Annotated in this window: 12 protein-coding genes and 7 pseudogenes; 15 read left to right on the top strand and 4 right to left on the bottom strand. The window is 40.2% G+C overall.

The window, feature by feature from the left end; all coding sequences use genetic code 11:
* Positions 1 to 108: 108 nt before the first annotated feature.
* The 3 genes from ACSLFW_RS14960 to ACSLFW_RS14950 form a co-directional block, all read right to left on the bottom strand.
* The gene (locus ACSLFW_RS14960; RefSeq protein ID WP_436556429.1) at positions 109 to 879 is read right to left on the bottom strand and encodes a dienelactone hydrolase family protein; all 771 of its coding nucleotides are present in this window, start codon (positions 877 to 879) and stop codon (positions 109 to 111) included.
* Positions 880 to 906: 27 nt separating this feature from the next.
* Entirely contained in the window at positions 907 to 1416 is a 510-nt protein-coding gene (locus ACSLFW_RS14955; protein WP_436556428.1) for a hypothetical protein, read from the bottom strand.
* Positions 1417 to 1603: 187 nt separating this feature from the next.
* A complete protein-coding gene (locus ACSLFW_RS14950) occupies positions 1604 to 2158 on the bottom strand; it encodes an endonuclease (RefSeq protein WP_436556427.1) in 555 nt (184 codons plus the stop codon).
* 361 nt (positions 2159 to 2519) lie between these two features.
* On the opposite strand from ACSLFW_RS14950, the gene ACSLFW_RS14945 reads away from it, so the two are divergent.
* Entirely contained in the window at positions 2520 to 3131 is a 612-nt protein-coding gene (locus ACSLFW_RS14945; protein WP_436556426.1) for a hypothetical protein, read from the top strand.
* Between the two features lie 82 nt (positions 3132 to 3213).
* A complete protein-coding gene (locus tag ACSLFW_RS14940; RefSeq protein ID WP_436556425.1) occupies positions 3214 to 3801 on the top strand; it encodes a hypothetical protein in 588 nt (195 codons plus the stop codon).
* Positions 3802 to 4065: 264 nt separating this feature from the next.
* Here the strand turns inward: ACSLFW_RS14940 and ACSLFW_RS14935 are convergent.
* Positions 4066 to 5295, bottom strand: a pseudogene (locus ACSLFW_RS14935) (NAD(P)/FAD-dependent oxidoreductase); the annotation flags it as partial.
* A 259-nt stretch (positions 5296 to 5554) separates the two neighbouring features.
* On the opposite strand from ACSLFW_RS14935, the pseudogene ACSLFW_RS14930 reads away from it, so the two are divergent.
* The 13 genes and pseudogenes from ACSLFW_RS14930 (at position 5555) to ACSLFW_RS14870 (ending at position 17463) form a co-directional block, all read left to right on the top strand.
* Positions 5555 to 7073 (top strand): annotated as a pseudogene (locus ACSLFW_RS14930) (HAL/PAL/TAL family ammonia-lyase).
* A 22-nt stretch (positions 7074 to 7095) separates the two neighbouring features.
* Positions 7096 to 8208, top strand: coding sequence for a WG repeat-containing protein (locus ACSLFW_RS14925; protein ID WP_436556424.1), 1113 nt, complete (start codon positions 7096 to 7098; stop codon positions 8206 to 8208).
* Positions 8209 to 8235: 27 nt separating this feature from the next.
* The gene (gene fabG, locus ACSLFW_RS14920; protein WP_436556423.1) at positions 8236 to 8967 is read left to right on the top strand and encodes a 3-oxoacyl-ACP reductase FabG; all 732 of its coding nucleotides are present in this window, start codon (positions 8236 to 8238) and stop codon (positions 8965 to 8967) included.
* A 12-nt stretch (positions 8968 to 8979) separates the two neighbouring features.
* A pseudogene (locus ACSLFW_RS14915) lies at positions 8980 to 10202 on the top strand (beta-ketoacyl-[acyl-carrier-protein] synthase family protein).
* 4 nt (positions 10203 to 10206) lie between these two features.
* Positions 10207 to 10459: pseudogene (locus tag ACSLFW_RS14910) on the top strand (phosphopantetheine-binding protein).
* A gap of 39 nt (positions 10460 to 10498) precedes the next feature.
* Positions 10499 to 11388, top strand: a pseudogene (locus ACSLFW_RS14905) (LpxL/LpxP family acyltransferase).
* A gap of 127 nt (positions 11389 to 11515) precedes the next feature.
* The gene (locus ACSLFW_RS14900) at positions 11516 to 13111 is read left to right on the top strand and encodes a phytoene desaturase family protein (RefSeq protein WP_436556422.1); all 1596 of its coding nucleotides are present in this window, start codon (positions 11516 to 11518) and stop codon (positions 13109 to 13111) included.
* Between the two features lie 5 nt (positions 13112 to 13116).
* Positions 13117 to 14024, top strand: a pseudogene (locus tag ACSLFW_RS14895) (dialkylrecorsinol condensing enzyme DarA).
* Between the two features lie 7 nt (positions 14025 to 14031).
* Positions 14032 to 15163, top strand: a pseudogene (locus ACSLFW_RS14890) (beta-ketoacyl-ACP synthase III).
* Position 15164: 1 nt separating this feature from the next.
* Positions 15165 to 15590: a hypothetical protein gene (locus ACSLFW_RS14885; RefSeq protein WP_436556421.1), complete on the top strand. Its 426-nt coding sequence runs from the start codon at positions 15165 to 15167 to the stop codon at positions 15588 to 15590.
* A 1-nt stretch (position 15591) separates the two neighbouring features.
* Positions 15592 to 16089, top strand: coding sequence for an ABC transporter permease (locus ACSLFW_RS14880; RefSeq protein ID WP_436556420.1), 498 nt, complete (start codon positions 15592 to 15594; stop codon positions 16087 to 16089).
* Complete coding sequence (locus tag ACSLFW_RS14875; RefSeq protein WP_436556419.1) at positions 16061 to 16465, top strand: hypothetical protein; 405 nt, start codon at positions 16061 to 16063, stop codon at positions 16463 to 16465. Before ACSLFW_RS14880 ends, ACSLFW_RS14875 begins: the two co-directional genes overlap by 29 nt.
* Entirely contained in the window at positions 16465 to 17463 is a 999-nt protein-coding gene (locus ACSLFW_RS14870; RefSeq protein ID WP_436556418.1) for a BtrH N-terminal domain-containing protein, read from the top strand. The genes ACSLFW_RS14875 and ACSLFW_RS14870 overlap by 1 nt, the downstream gene beginning before the upstream one ends.
* Positions 17464 to 17465: the final 2 nt, after the last annotated feature.

Below are 17465 nucleotides of genomic sequence, written 5' to 3'. Positions count from 1 at the left end.
GTTGGTTAAGCGTGGATAAAACTAACAAAAAAAGTCGAAAGTCGAAGGAAAATGATAAGCATCTTATCACAACCTACGCACTTTCGACTTTTGACTTGCAAATTTCGACTATTTCATCACTTCTTTAAGAAAAACCTGAAGCTGTTCCCACGATCTTTTGGCTGCTTTCGGGTTATAGGCTGCGCCTTTTGATTTATCATCGCCGGCGTAGGGATCAGTAAAGGCGTGCACTGCATCAGAATAATAAACCATTTGCCAATCGGCCTGAGAATCACGCATTTCCTGTTGGAATTTGGCGATTTCTTCAGGCGATTCGTAAGGATCATCGGCACCGTGCAATACTAAAACTTTCGCAGCCAGTGGTTCGTTCGGCCTTTTTGCATCTTTGCCGAGTCCACCGTGAAAGGAAACGACACCTCTCACTGCCAATCCGCCACGTGCTGCTTCTAACGCGCCGGTTCCGCCAAAGCAATATCCGATAACAACAATCTTATTCGGGTTTGCGCCTGCTTTTATCAATTGTTCCAATGCCAGTTGTATGCGTTTCTGGTAAGCTTTGTAATTTTCTTTGTAAAAACCGGCTTGCTTTCCGGCTTCGGCATTGTCTTTTGGCGTATTGCCAACGCCGTAGATATCTGCGACAAAAGCAAAATAACCTAATTTCGAAAGCTCTTCTGCGGATTCTTTTGCATGGTCATCAATGCCTTTCCACGCCGGTAGAATTAAAATTCCGGGTTGGTCTTTTACATTTCTTGCAGGCGCAATCGAAAATCCGCTTAATTTTTGCTCGCCGTCTTGATAATCTACCGGTTTGAGCTGGGCATTAGCATTTATCGCTGCTAAAAGCGCAACAATAGTAAGGGTAAGGTATTTTTTCATTTTTGGAGTTGGTTATTTTAAACAGAATTATTCTTTTGGCAACGGTTCGCCGACGGCAATATCACAGCGATGTCCGTCCTGACCGTGCGGTGGATTCATACCCGGTGCAGTTGCTACAGGCGCAGGAGCAGCAACTGCAGACGGAACTTCCATTTTTGTTATGGTACCGCTGCCTGCTGTTTTTGATGGTGCACTGCTTAAAGGCGCTCCGACAGCAACATCACATCGATGCCCGGCCTGCCCGTGTGGCGGATTCATACCTGGCGCTGTAACAACAGGTTTTTGTGCCGGCATCGTAATGGTTTTTTGTGTAGTTGATGCTGTTGGTGCAGACATTGTTGGTTGTATACTCGCTGCGACAGGCGTACTTAAAGGCGCGCCAACGGCAATATCGCATCGATGTCCCGGTTGCCCATGTGCAGGATTGACCGCAGTTCCCGGTAATGAAGCCATTGCAGTTGGTGCATTCGCCGGTGCAATTGTTGGTGATGTTGCGGTCGGAACCGGTGACAAAGTTTCAGTCGGTGGTGTTTGCATTGCTGCAGAACTGTCCTGGGCATTAGCTCTTTCTTACAGGAAACTAAAAATAATGATGTGGTTAAAGCAATAACCGGAATTATTATGATGCGCATGATGTGTGGTTTTTGAATTATTCCCAAATATAGGAATTAAAACCAATTGGATGTGTTAAGATTGTTTTTTGAGGCGTGCGGCTTTTGCGTTTTCAGGAATACAATTCCTGGCAGTTATCGCAAAAAAAACTTCTCCTTTTTTTAACGCCGGTATATTTTTTTTTGATGGGTAAATCGCAGCGTTTACAGGTTTTCTTGGTGTGCGCCAGCCAATGTTTTTTAAGCTCGTCATTTTGCTTCCAGCGAAGGAAATCAAAACTGTACTGACGTGCCTCAGCTATAATTTCACTCAGTTTTTTATCAGGAATTTTACCCGTTACAGTATTTGGATGAACGAAAGTACGGTACAAAACTTCATTCTTGATGATATTGCCGACGCCTGAAAAAATATCTTGCTCCAACAGCGCATCACAAATTAATTTCCCGGGGATTTCTGCTAATTTTTCTTTCGCTTTTTTAGGATTCCAACCATCGTTCATTACATCTGCAGTCCAGTCGTAATGCGAATTGATATCGCCTTCAAGGATTTTTACAGAACAGGTATAAAAATTAATTTTCCCATTCGGAAATGTAAGATTTAACCTGATTTTTGCATTTTTCTTTTCATTAATAAGATAAGCGCCAAACAATAAAAAATGAATGCGCACCGTAAAATTATCGAAACAAATCAGGAAATGCTTGCCCCAGCTTTTAAAGGCTATAACTTTTTTATTTTCAAGGCGTGCAATATCAATCTTTGCATTTCCGGCAGCTGAAATTACTTTCTTGCCCGAAAATTGGGCAACTTCTTCTTTTAAAATTACAATCGTTCTGTCCTTCAGGCATTGCTTTTTTTATTACAAATCTGGACAATAGTTGGCAGATCTGCCTTATAAGATTTAATGTATAAATTATAACTTTCAGCCTATTGAAAATCTCATGCGTTTAAATTATAAACAACTTTTTAAAAATGTTTTCATTTTTGTATTAGTTTTCCTTTATTTGTGATATGAACTTAAAAATCTAAAAATGAAAAAATTATTATTGTTAAGCGTATTATTTGTCGCTACAGCGATGTCTGCACAAGACGTTGATGTTGTAAAAGGTGATTTTTCTTTCCTTAAAGACCAGAAAGAAATCAACGTAGAATTTGATTACAGCAAAGTAACTATCTTGAAAGATAAGAAAACCGAAGCGCAATATGTTGAAGACAGGGCCAAAGAACTGAACGACAAAAACAAAGGCGTTGGTGACACGTGGAAAAAGAAATGGGCTTCTGCAAAAGAACTGATTTGGAATCCTAAATTCCTCGAATTGATGAACACAATTTTTTCTAAAGAGAAAAAAGATGTAACTTTTAATGAAGGCCTTACCAGTGCAAAATATACAGTAATTGTTGAAGTGGTTTGGATTTATCCGGGATGGGATGCTGCCGTTATGAAACAACCTGCAAAAGTTACCACGAACCTGAAAGTTGTAGAAACCAAAAACAAGTCTAATGTCTTGGTAGAGGTGACCAGCGAAAATGCACCTGGCGACCAGTGGGGCAATAACTTCAGCAACGAATCAAGAGTAGGTGAAGGTTTTGCTAAAACCGGAAAATCATTTGCTAAATTGTTGATTAAGAAAGGTTACAAATAAAATCTGAAGTTGTAAGCAAAAAAAATATACGAAAAACTCCGGCACATTACCGGAGTTTTTTATTTTTACAAAAAACGATTTTATGAAGAAAATATTTTTTCTGTTGTTGCTTATTGCGGGTTCCGTTTCGGCGCAACGCTATGAAACCATATCAGGAGATTTTAAAAACCTCAAAGGAATTACAGAATATAACGTGACTTTCGACTATTCAAAAATCGTGGTAAATGGCTTTAACAGTGAAGCCGAATACCTTGACGATAAAATGAGAAAACGCGAAAATGTTCCGGGCAAAGCCGAACAATTCAAAGAAGAATGGTATGCCAATCGCGAGAACATGTATAAACCTGCTTTCATCAGTTATTTCAATAAAGGTTTTAAGGACGGCGAAGTAAAAGTGGGTGAAAATCCGTCAGCGAAATATACCATGGATATCAGTACGACCTGGGTTTATCCCGGATACAATGCCGGAACGGCTACTGAACCGGCAAAAATCAGTGTCATCATTACCGTAAAAGAAACCGCCAATCCCGGTAATGTACTTCTGGCAATATCGTTCGATAAATTGTTGGGATTAAAGCACGATTTGGGCAATACTTTAGGTGACCGTATTTCCTGGGCTTATGAAAAAGTGGCTAAGAATTTTACAATCCAGTTGAAACGATTTATATAAGAATTACCATTAAATCCGGTTCAATTAATTCCTTCAAAAATTTAAGAAAAAGTACGGCAATCCCGTAATACAACCTGTTGAAATATTTTGTATTTTGCCTTAAGGGAAGGGCCGATGCATCCCTACAAAAAAAATGAAAACTTCGGTTACGGATTTCCCGTAAAAATTGTTAAATTTTATTTTGTGATATTTTGACTGAAGGTTTTGCAAATCATTCAAGAAAATATCAAAAAAAAGAGCGATTAAATCGCTCCGTCTTTTTGCTTCTTCCATCCTTATAAAATGGGCCATATTTTTAATCAAATTGTCATGTTTTTTGACAAACGGATTGGTTTCATCCCAAACATAACCCGCCAGAACTGCACAGATTTTTTGCTTCACATCCGGGTCTTCAGGCTGGTGGAAAAATAAAGTCTGTAAATTTCCTGTATACCATTCCTTTACATAAGTAGTAAAGACATGGATACCGCGCAGCATATATCCGGTGAATTCTTCCTGCCAGTCGACTTCGATTCCCTGTTGCTCCTTTAAATATAATTTGGCTGCCAGCATTCCTGATTCTGTTGCAAAACATACACCCGATGAAAATACCGGGTCTAAAAATTCAGAACTGTTTCCGGTCAATGCAAACCCGTCGCCATAAAGTCTTTTTACAGAGCGCGAATAATTTTCAAGCTTTACCGGCTCAAATAAAAATTCAACATCTTTGAATCGCTCTACATAATATTCAGAAGAAACAATCGCCTTGCGCAACGCTTCACTGTTATTTTTATCAGAAAGTGAATTGATGTAATCTGTCGGCCGACAACGCCTAAACTTGTATTTCCATTTGAAAACGGAATAATCCATAACCAAACTTCGGTTTCAATGATATCAAACGAAATCAGCGTACCTTCGCGGCCTTCAGAACGATTGGTGTCTTTTACATGTGCAAATATCGCTGAATGCGGATCGAGTTTAGAAGGCGAATCAAGGTCGAGTAATCTTGGTAAAACGCGTCCGTAACCGCTTGAATCGATTAGGAATTTTGCGTGGATTTCTTTCAGATTCCCGTCTTTGTCTTTTACGACTGTGCGCGAATTTTTTCCTTCAAATGCAACAGAAATCACTTCGGTTTCAAATTCAAGGTCAACGCCTTTACGGACGATTTCCTGCGCCATCGTATTGTCAAAATCGGCTCTCGGCACTTGCCATGTCCAATCCCAGCCTTCGCCATATTTATTGCTGAAGTCAAATTCGCAGATTTCTTCGCCGCGGATAAAACGGGCGCCGAGTTTCTTTTCGAAATTCATTGCGTCGAGCGATTCGAACAAACCGGCTTCGGCAAAATCTGTCCATTACACGCGGAATCAAGCTTTCGCCTACGACAAGTCGCGGAAATGATGTCTTCTCAACAACTTTTACTTTTACACCATTATTGTGAAGATGTGCTGCTGAAACACATCCTGATCTGCCCGCACCAATGACCAAAACGTCAACGAACTCCTTTAACATAGTCTTTTTTTGTTTGTGATTTTTATAACCTGACGGCTGAATTGAAACTTGTTTGTCGCTTAAATATTGCAATGGATTTTATGTGGAGAAATGCGGCAATAGTTTAATTGTCACAATTTCAGCACTTTATCACGCAAATATCCTGCCATTATTTTTTGCTCTAAATAATTATGCACTTTGCGTTAATATGCTACATTTGCAAGTCCAAAATAAATATATTTATTTTAATAAAACTAATTTAGTACAATCAAAAAAGTACATGAAAATTATCAACGAATATTTAAGCCTGAAAGAGTTCGAAGCCATTATTTTTGGAGGAGATAAAATTGAAATCAGCGACCCTGTTTTAAACCGTGTCAACGAGAGTTTCGATTTTTTAAAGGAGTTTTCGGGCAACAAGATTATTTATGGCGTAAATACCGGCTTTGGTTCGATGGCGCAATACCGCATCAGGGAAGAAGACCAGATCCAATTGCAATATAATTTAATAAGAAGCCACTCTTCCGGGACAGGAAAACCAATGGATCCGGATTGCGTGAAAGCAGCGATCCTGGCAAGGCTTAATACACTTTCATTAGGGAATTCAGGCGTTCATCCATCAGTCATTCACTTGATGGCAGCACTCATCAACCGCGACATCACACCGTTGATTTTCGAACACGGCGGCGTTGGTGCTAGCGGCGATTTGGTGCAATTGGCACATTTAGCGCTGGTTTTGATCGGTGAAGGCGAAGTATTTTATAAAGGAGAAAGAAAATCGACGAAATCTGTCTTCGAAATTGAAAAACTTGAGCCCATAAAAGTTGAAATCCGTGAAGGATTGGCGTTGATGAACGGAACGTCAGTAATGACCGGAATTGGTGTCGTCAACGTTCATAATGCCAATAAATTAATTGATTGGGCGATAAAACTATCATGCGCCATCAACGAAATCGTCCAGGCTTATGACGATCATTTTTCAACAGAACTCAACCAAACCAAACGCCATAAAGGACAACAGGAAGTTGCTGCCAGAATGCGCGAAAATCTGAGCGACAGTTCTTTGGTAAGAAAACGCGAAGACCATTTATATTCAGGTGAAAATACCGAAGAAGTTTTCAAGGAAAAAGTACAGGAGTATTACTCATTGCGTTGCGTGCCGCAGATTTTGTGCAATCCTTGAAACGATTGACAATGTCGCTTCGATCTTAGAAGACGAATTCAACTCTGCCAACGACAATCCGATTATCGATGTGAAAAACCAGCACGTTTATCATGGCGGAAATTTCCACGGCGATTACATTTCACTTGAAATGGACAAACTCAAAATCGTCATCACCAAATTAACGATGCTGGCAGAACGCCAGTTGAATTATTTGCTGAATTCTAAAATAAACGAAATCCTGCCGCCGTTTGTAAACCTTGGCACACTTGGATTTAATTTCGGAATGCAAGGCGTACAATTTACCGCGACTTCAACAACTGCAGAAAACCAAATGCTTTCTAATCCGATGTACATACACAGTATTCCTAATAATAATGACAATCAGGACATTGTGAGCATGGGTACGAATGCTGCTGTAATTACTTCAAAAGTGATTGAAAATTCATTTGAAGTGCTTGCTATTGAGTTAATTACAATCGTTCAGGCGATTGACGCTTTGGAACAAAAAGACCAGATTTCTTCGGTTACAAGAAAAACATATGACGAAGTGAGAGCCATCATTCCGAAATTCAGCGAAGATCAGGTGATGTATCCTTTTGTGCAACAGGTTAAAGATTATTTGAGAAAAAATTAATAACTTTATTAAAATCAGGATTATGAAAAGATTACTCATTTTATTGCTGTTTTTTGTTCAGATTTTTAATGCACAGGAATTGGCGCTTGTTAAGAAAGACGGGAAATTCGGTTACATTTCCAAAACCGGAAGCTTCGTAATCGAGCCTAAATTCGTCACTGCGAAAAATTTCTCAGACAACCTCGCTGCCGCCGAAGACAATAATAAATGGGGATTCATCAATTCAAAAGGTGAGTGGGTTATTAAACCGGCTTACGACAATGCCAAATATTTCAGCGATGGCGTGGCTTTAGTGCAAGATGGAAAAGAATGGTTTTACATCAATAAAAAAGGCGAAAAATTAAACCCGCCGGCATCAGAAAAACTTTTTGATTTTGAAAATGGCGTTGCTTTCTTAAAACAAGGGAAAAATGTAGGGCTTATCAATCCAAAAATGGAAGTTGTGCTGCAGCCAAAATACGAAATGATCAAGCCGTTTGAAAATGGTTACGCAAGAGTAAAGAAAAACGACCGTTGGGGCATCATCGATGCTCAGGGAAAAGAAGTTGTAGAAGTGAATTACGACGAAATTGGCGATTATTATAAAGGTACAACGTGGGCAAGAATCGGCAAAGATTTCGGACTGGTAACCAACGGAAAATTCAATGTAATTGCAGGTGTTGAAAAAATCTGGGATTTTACGGGTTCAGATATAACTTACGCCAAAAAGAACGGAAAAATAGGGTTCATCGATACAAAAGGAAATTGGGTCATCGAACCAAAATTTGACAAAGCGCGCGCTTTTGTAAAGAACCTTGCGCCGGTTTCTATCGGTGGAAAATGGGGTTATTGCAATACGAAAGGCGAAACAGTAATCCAACCACAATTCAAAGATGCTGAGATTTTCAGCCCTGACGGGTTTGCACCGGTAAAAGCCGATGATTGGGGTTTCATAGACACAACAGGAAAACTGATAATTCCAACCCAATACGGTATTACCGCCGGACTTTTCGCCATGTTCAAAGACGAGCAAAAAGGCTTCACTGACGGACTCGCACGCGTAAAAAAAGACGGCAAATGGGGTTTCATCAAAACTGACGGCACGGTTCTTGGTCAGTGGTTTGAAAATGCCGAGCCTTTCCAGAAAGTAAAATAATTCGTTCTTAAAATAAAACCTATCATAATGAAGTGTGCATTAGTAACAGGCGGATCAAGAGGAATCGGCAGCGCAATTTGCCAAAAATTAGCCGAAGATTCCGATTATCATATCCTTATTAATTACCAATCGAACCAATCGGCAGCCGAAGCGACACTTCAAAAAGTGATTGCTGCCGGAAATACTGGCGAAATATTGCAGTTCAATGTCGGCAATTCAGAAGAGGTGACTGCAGCATTAACAAAATGGCAGGACGCCAATCCAAATGCAATAGTTGAAGTAATCGTTAACAATGCAGGCATTACCAAAGACGGCCTTTTTATGTGGATGAGCCACGACGACTGGTCGCAGGTAATCAATACATCCGTAAATGGCTTTTTCAACGTCACGAATTTTTTCATGCAGAAAATGTTGCGCAATAAATACGGAAGAATTGTGAATCTGGCCTCAGTTTCAGGTGTAAAAGGAACTGCCGGACAGGCAAATTATTCTGCTGCAAAAGGCGCAATCGTCGCTGTTACAAAAGCTTTGGCGCAAGAAGTTGCAAAACGCAATATCACTGTAAATGCTGTAGCGCCGGGCTTCATAAAATCAGACATGACAAGCGATTTAGACGAAGCGGAACTGATAAAATTAGTCCCTGTAAACCGTTTCGGAGAAGCAGAAGAAGTGGCAGATTTGGTAAGTTTCCTTGTTTCCAGAAAAGCAAGTTACATCACCGGAGAAATTATCAATATTAACGGAGGCATTTACTCCTGAAAATAAAACAGCATGAGCAGAAGAGTTGTCATCACCGGAATGGGAATTTACTCCTGTATAGGAACTTCACTCGACGAAGTAAAAGCGTCGTTATATGAAGGTAAATCCGGAATTTCATTTGACCCGGAAAGAAAAGAATTTGGCTTCCAGTCAGCACTGACTGGACTTGTGCCAAAACCCGATCTCAAAAACCTGCTGAACAGAAGGCAACGTATGAGCGTCGGTGAAGAAACCGAATATGCCTACATGGCCACCATCGAAGCATTGAAAAATGCAGGAATCGAAGATGCTTTTTTCGATGAAAACGAAGTCGGCATCATGTACGGTAATGACAGTGTTTCCAAAGCAATCATCGAGGCAACAGACATCATCCGCGAAAAGAAAGACACGGCATTAATCGGTTCAGGCGCGATTTTTAAATCGATGAATTCTACCGTGACGATGAATTTGTCAACGATTTTCCGTCTTCGCGGAATCAATCTGACAATCAGTGCGGCTTGCGCGAGTGGTTCGCATTCCATCGGATTGGCTTATTTTTTAATCAAGAATGGTTTTCAGGATACAGTCATTTGTGGCGGTGCACAGGAAATCAACAAATATGCAATGAGCAGTTTTGACGGACTCGGAGTTTTTTCGCCAAGAGAAGACGAACCGGCAAAAGCCTCAAGGCCTTTCGACGCCGGACGTGACGGATTAGTACCAAGTGGCGGCGGCGCAACATTGATTCTTGAAAGCTATGAATCGGCTATCAAAAGAGGCGCAAACATCGTTGCTGAAGTTATAGGTTACGGATTTTCATCGAATGGCGGTCATATTTCTACACCAAATGTTGAAGGCCATTCAACCGCAATGCAGCGCGCACTCGACGAAGCAAATGTTAAGCCTTCAGAAATCGATTACATCAATGCACATGCTACCTCAACGCCTGTTGGGGATATTAATGAGGCAAAAGCAATCATTGAAATTTTGGCGAAAATGGCCCTTATGTAAGTTCTACAAAATCAATGACAGGCCACGAATGCTGGATGGCAGGCGCAAGCGAAGTCATTTATTCTGTATTGATGATGCAAAACGATTTTATAGCGCCAAACATCAATCTGGAAAATCCGGATGAGGACGCACAAAAATTAAACTTAGTTAAAACTACGTTAAATAAAAAAATAGACTTATTTTTGTCGAACTCTTTTGGATTTGGCGGAACAAATTCAGCATTAGTAGTAAAAAAGTTTAAATAAAGCGATGAATAAAGAAGAAATTATTGGCAGGATCAATGGGTTTTTGGTGGAAGAGTTTGAAGTTGATATTGATGACGTCCAGCCAGACGCGATTTTGAAAGACACATTAGGCTTAAGACAGCCTTGATTACGTAGATTTGGTGGTTTCCATCGAAGCTAATTTTGGAGTAAAACTCGTAGAAGCCGATTTCGTAGGCATTGCTACATTCCAGAATTTTTACGATTTAATAGAAAACAAGTTAAAAGCCAAAGCCTGATTTTAATTTAATACGTAAATACAAGTTTAAAATCACATCATGGCGGAATGGGACGGAAAATCCAGAGGGACGGCCTTAGGCTATAAGATTTTTGTTTTTTTTATAAAAAATGCCGGCGTCAGGTCGGCTTATTTTTATTCTGTATTTTGTAGCTTCCTACTACTTCCTTTTTCTCAAGAAAAGCAATCGGGCAATTTTTTATTATTTCCGCGAACGGCTTGGTTATTCGTATATGAAATCGAAAGCCCTGGTTTTTCGCAGTTATTTTACCTTCGGGCAGACAATTATCGATAAAGTCTCGATTACTGCCGGAATGCGTGATAAATTCTCCTATGAATTCGACGGTGTTGAAATCTTAACCAACCTTCTCGAGCAGAAAAAAGGCGGTGTACTCATCAGTGCTCACATGGGAAATTTTGAAATTGCAGAATATTTTTTCTCAGAGATTGACATCGATTTTAGTATCAACCTTGTCACTTCCGATTTGGAACATTCTGCAATCAAGGATTATCTCGAAAGAATTTCACAAAAATCTAGCATCAAATTCATCATCATCAAGGATGATTTATCGCATATTTTTGAAATCAATGCGGCGCTTGCAAGAAATGAACTCGTTTGCTTTACCGGCGACCGTTATTTTGAAGGCACGAAATCCTTATCCGCAGAATTATTAGGTGAAAACGCAAATTTCCCTGCCGGTCTATTTCCTGATTGCTTCAAGACTACAAGTTCCTGTCGTTTTTGTGTATGTGATGAAAGAACCTAAACTGCATTACCACTTATATGCCCGCGAAGCGCAAGTAAAACATCGTGACGAAAAAGCTTTACTGAAAGCGTATATCGAAAGCGTCGAAAACATGATTCAAAAGTACCCGTTGCAATGGTTCAATTATTTTGACTTCTGGGGGAAATTAGGAAATCACCATTAAAAATTAATTTCACAATTGTTAAACCGCAAACGAACAATAAATTTGTATCTTTTCGGACTTCAAATGATATGCAGGAATTCGATACAATTATAATAGGTTCGGGAGTAGGCGGATTGGCAACAGCCATTTGCCTCGCCAGGGCAGGGCAGAAGTCCTGGTTTTAGAACAGCATTATGTCCCGGGCGGCTGGAGCCATAGTTTTACATTGAACGGACAGCGTTTCAGTCCGGGTGTTCACTATGTCGGTTATATCGATGACGGCCAATCGACAAGCGAATTGTACCGCGGCCTCGGCATCGCCAATGACATGGTCTTTTTCCGTATGAACGAAGATGGCTTTGAGCATTGTATCGTCGGTAATGAAACTTTTGATTTTCCTGCTGGTGTTGATAATTTCGGCACAAAACTTATTGAAAGATTCCCAAAAGAAGAAAAAAATATTCGCGAATACCTGCATTTAGTGCAAAAGGTAAACGAAGAATTACTGTTGATTCCGAAATTAAAAGGCTGGTGGCAGAAAATCACGGTACCTTTCCGCACGAAACATTTCGGGAAATTCGCTTTATTTCCACTCAAAAAAGTCATCGGCTGGCACGTAAAAGACCCGATGCTCAAAGCTTTCCTGAATATCCAGTGCGGCGACCACGGATTGCCTCCAAATCGTGCCTGCTTCCCCGTACATTGCTCAGTAATGAGTCATTACTTTGACGGTGGATTTTATCCAATGGGCGGCGGCGGCGGTATCGTTAAAGCGATGACGAACGGCATCAAAAGGAATGGAGGAGAAGTCCGCGTCGAGCAACCCGTAGAAAAAATCATCATCGAAAATAAAAAAGCTGTTGGCGTCCAGTTGAAAGGCGGGCAGCAGATAATGGCGAAAAATATTGTTTCCAACGCCGATCCTTCGATTACTTTCAAGCAATTAATCGGCGAAAGCCATCTCAGCAAAGGGCTTATTAAAAAACTCGCCAAAACCAAATATTCCGTCACTTCCTTGATTTTGTTCCTGACTTTAGATATGGATGTCACGCAATTCGGTATCGATTCCGGAAATATCTGGATGATGAAAGATGAAAATGATGATGACAATTTTGACGAACTGATGAACCGCGATATCGAAGACGGCGATTCTTTTCCGGCGGTTTTCATGAGTTGCACGACGATAAAAGATCCGGTGAGTTTCAACGGGCGTTACCATAATTTCGAGATTGTAACTTACGTGAATTATGATAAAATGCAGCAATTCAACGAACTAGAAGATTATCACAACGAAGATTACAAAAAATTCAAGGCGAAAGTCACCGATAAATTGATGAACAATCTCGAGAAAATTATTCCTGGCGCGAAGCAAAATATCGTTCAGGCTGAACTCGGAACGCCGAAGACCAACGAATTTTACATCAATTCAACCCGCGGGAACGTTTACGGAACCGAGAAAACACTCCAGCATGTTGGCCGATTTTCGTATAAAAACAAGTCGGAAATAGAAAACCTTTATCTTTGCGGCGCCAGTACACTTTCCCACGGCGTTGGTGGTGCGACACATTCAGGCGTTGCAGCGGCGGCGCTGATTCTGAATTGCAAATCTGAAGATTTAATGATTGAAGATGAAAATCAGAAAATTCGGATTTATGATGCCGATGACCAAAGCACCTGGCCAGATTGGGTTCATGTGAAAAGATCCGACAAAGTGAGGAAATTCAAGGAATTTAAAGCCAGTTAGATCAAATGAAAAACGTTCTTGTCATTTATTATTCTCAGTCGGGACAGTTGAAATCTATTGCAGATTGCGTCACGCAGCCATTGCTGGAATCCGGCGGTGTCAAACTGACATTCCATGAGATTCAGATGGAAAAACCGTTTCCGTTTCCTTGGGACAAGCATTCTTTTTTGATGCTTTTCCGGAATCATTTCTTCAGATTCCTGCTGCTTTGAAACCGGTCGATCCGGAAATCCTCCATACTAAATTCGATTTGATTTTATTGCATTACCAGGTTTGGTATTTGTCGCCTTCAATTCCGATAAATTCTTTTTTGAAAAGCCCGGAAGCTTTGAAATTATTCAACAATACGCCGGTCATCACCATCAGCGGTTCGCGCAATATGTGGGTAATGGCGCAGGAAAAAATCAAGGTTTTGCTAAAGCAGAACAATGCGGTTTTAAAAGGAAATATTGCTTTGGTTGACCGCGTTGGCAATCTCATCAGCGTAATCACAATCGTCGAATGGATGTTTTCAGGCGTAAAGAAAAAATATCTCGGAATTTTCCCGTTGCCTGGCGTTTCTGATAAAGACATTCAGGAATCTTCCAAATTCGGAAAATCGATTCTTAGTGCCTTGAAAAATGACGATTTCGATAACCTTCAGCTGCAATTAGTCAGTGATGGCGCGGTGAAAATCAGCTCTTATCTGGTAACGGTCGACAAAACAGCCAATAAGATTTTCAGCAAATGGTCGAATTTCATCCATAAACACCCGGAAAACAGGACAAAGTGGCTTAAAGTATTTAACGTATATTTGTTGCTTGCAATTTGGATAATATCACCAATTGTATATATATTACACATCTTAAAAACCCCATTTCAAATCGGCAGGCGCCGACGCGATGCAAAATTTTATAAAGGAGTAAGCAGTTAAATTAATTATGTTCGAAGTATACATCACAAAATCCGGGAAATACCTGCCAAATGAACCCATTTCTAACGAAGAGATGGAGCATTATCTCGGAAAAATAAATGACGCGGCATCAAAGGCAAGAAGAATTATCCTTCGGAACAATAAAATCACCAGCCGTTATTATGCGCTGGACAAAGACGGAAACAGCACGCACAACAATGCTGAAATGACCGAAAATGCAATCAAAGATTTATTTGATGACAGCTTTTCTGCAGCAGATATGCAATTATTGTCGTGCGGAACATCAACCCCGGACATCTTTTCCCGTCGCATGCAGCAATGGTACACGGTTTACTGGCGAATAAATCTATCGAATTGAATTCGTCTACCGGAATTTGCTGTGCCGGAATGAATTCACTCAAATTCGGCTTCCTTTCCGTAAGATCGGGAAATACTGAAAATGCGGTTTGCACCGGTTCAGAAAAGTATCGACGTGGCTTCAGGCCAATAAATTCGAGCAGGAAATTATCAATTTGCAGCATTTGGAAGAACAACCGATCGTGGCATTCAAAAAGGATTTTTTGCGTTGGATGTTATCCGATGGAGCCGGAGCTGTATTGCTTGAAAATAAACCAAAAGGTGATATTTCGCTTAAAATCGAATGGATGGAAGCATTTTCATTCGCGCATGAACTTGAAACCTGCATGTATGCCGGCGGCGACAAGCTCGAAGATGGCACCATCAAGGCCTGGAACGATTATAATCCTGACGAATGGCTTAAAAATTCCATCTTCGCCATCAAGCAGGACGTGAAATTATTAGACGCGAATATCCTCATAAAAGGCGCCGAAAGCATGAAATCGGCTTTGGATAAAAACAATGTCGACGCCAGTGAAATCGATTATTTCCTGCCACACGTTTCTTCGCATTATTTCGTAAACGGATTAAAAACTTCTTTTCTTGAAAGTGGTATTGTAATTCCGAACGAAAAATGGTTCATGAATTTAGCTTCAGTCGGAAATGTCGGCTCGGCATCTATTTACTTAGCTTTGAACGAATTGATGCATTCCGGAAAATTGAAAAAAGGGCAGAAAATCCTATTATCTGTCCCTGAAAGCGGCAGATTTTCTTACGCTTATGCTTATCTAACCGTCTACTAATATGGAAGTTTTCTTTGAAAAAGATTTCGTAGAACAATTATTACCGCAGAAATTCCCGTTTGTGATGGTGGATAAGATGTTTGGTTATACGGAAACGTCTTTGATTTCCGGATTGACCATCCAAAGTGATAATCTTTTCTTCCAGAATGACCGTTTCATAGAATCAGGATTGGTTGAGCACATGGCGCAATCTGTAGCTTTGCATACCGGTTATCAATTTTATTTGCGAAAAGAACCTGCGCCGACAGGTTATATCGGTTCTATCAAAAATATTGACATCGCGGAACTCCCGAAATTAGGAGATGAAATAAAAACAACAGTTTCCATCCTTCAGGAATTTGCAGGCATTACCCTTGTAGATGTTGTAACGACAATGAATGGCAGCGAAATTGCCAGCGGACAAATGAAAACTGTTTTAGCAAAATAATATGATTGATGCATTCGACATAAAAAATTATCTGCCACACCGTGCACCAATGCTGATGGTAGATCGTATCATTCAGATGGATGAGAGTGTTGTTGAAAGTATTTTTGAAATCAAAGCAGATAATATCTTTGTGCAAAACGGTACATTTTTAGAAGCCGGAATCATTGAAAACGCCGCGCAAAACTGCTCATCAGTAATTGGAAAAGGCTACTTCGTCGATGAAAATAATAACGACAAGACAGATGTAGATGTCGTGGGTTTTATAAGTGCCATAAAAACCTTAAAAATTCACAATCTCCCAAAAGTTGGCACTACAATTAACACGATTGCAACATTGGTTTCGAAATTCGTTACGCCTGAATACAGTTTATGTACGATGAGTTGCCAAACTTATGAAAGAGACCATTTACTGTTTGAAGCAGAAATCAATCTTTTTATACAAGACAATAATTCGATAAAAACTGCCGAAAATGAAGAAAGAATCAGTACCACAGGATAAAGGCAATCTTTCTAAAAGCAATATGAAAGAATTGGTTTATGCAACCGATGATAATGGCAACTACACCACAGCTTTAAGTACAGGTTGGGAGCCAAAAACAATCGCGCTTTCCAATTCAATAGAAGAAATTAATGAGCGTATTTCTGAAGCAAAAGAAAACGTAAAAAATGGCATCGTAAGTCCGATTGCTTATTTCATGGAAGCCAGCAAAATGGACTTGACAATCCTTTCAGATTACGTCGGAATGTGGAAGTGGCGCGTAAAAAGACATTTCAAGCCTGCAGTTTTCGCAGGATTAAGCGATAAAGTCCTTCAGAAATATGCCAATGCATTCGACATCAAACTTGCCGATTTAAAAAACTTTAAAACAGATTAATGGAAATTAATTTCACGCATCATCAGTCTGCGCATTGTGAAAATGGCGTCGCTTCCAATTTATTGAAAAACAACGGATTGGATATAAGTGAACCCATGGTTTTCGGAATTGGTTCAGGTCTTTTCTTTGTATATCTGCCTTTTATAAAAGTCAATCATGCACCGGCAATCAGTTACAGGCCTTTGCCCGGATTGATTTTCAACAGATTAGCAAAACGTTTAGGATTAAAAATCAAAAGACAGAAATTCTCTAGCGAAGCCACGGCTGCCAAGACTTTAGATGAAAACCTCGAAAAAAATATACCTTCAGGATTACAGGTTGGCGTTTACAACCTGACCTATTTCCCTGATGAATACCGCTTTCATTTCAATGCCCACAACCTCGTGGTTTACGGAAAAACCGACACACATTACCTGATCAGCGATCCGGTGATGGAAACGGTAACCACACTTACTTTTGACGAATTGAATAAAGTGCGTTTTGCCAAAGGCGCTTTTGCACCGAAAGGCCAGATTTATTACCCAATTTCAATTCCGAAAAATGTTGATTTAAAAAGTGCCATCATCAAAGGCATTAAAAATACGTGTCGTGATATGTTGGCGCCAATGCCAATTATTGGTGTTCGCGGCATCAGGTTCGTCGCATCACAAATCAGGAAATGGCCTGTAAAACACGGCGTCAAAAAAGCGAATCATTATTTGGCGCAAATGGTCAGGATGCAGGAAGAAATCGGTACTGGCGGCGGTGGTTTCCGTTTTATTTATGCGGCATTTCTTCAGGAAGCTTCTGTGATTTTGCAGAATGATAAACTCCGTGAACTTTCTCTCGAAATGACTGAAATCGGTGATTTATGGCGTGATTTCGCCGTAAATGCTTCAAGAGTTTATAAGAACCGAAGCACGCAATCTGACGTCTATAACACCATCGCAGATGAACTTTTAAATATCGCCAACCGCGAAGAAGTTTTTTTTAAGAAACTAAAAGCAGCCATACGCTAATT

The organism is Flavobacterium sp. 3HN19-14 (assembly GCF_051373205.1).
Classification (GTDB): domain Bacteria; phylum Bacteroidota; class Bacteroidia; order Flavobacteriales; family Flavobacteriaceae; genus Flavobacterium.
Note: the sequence above shows the minus strand (reverse complement) of the source record. Positions and strands in the feature narration are given on the sequence as shown.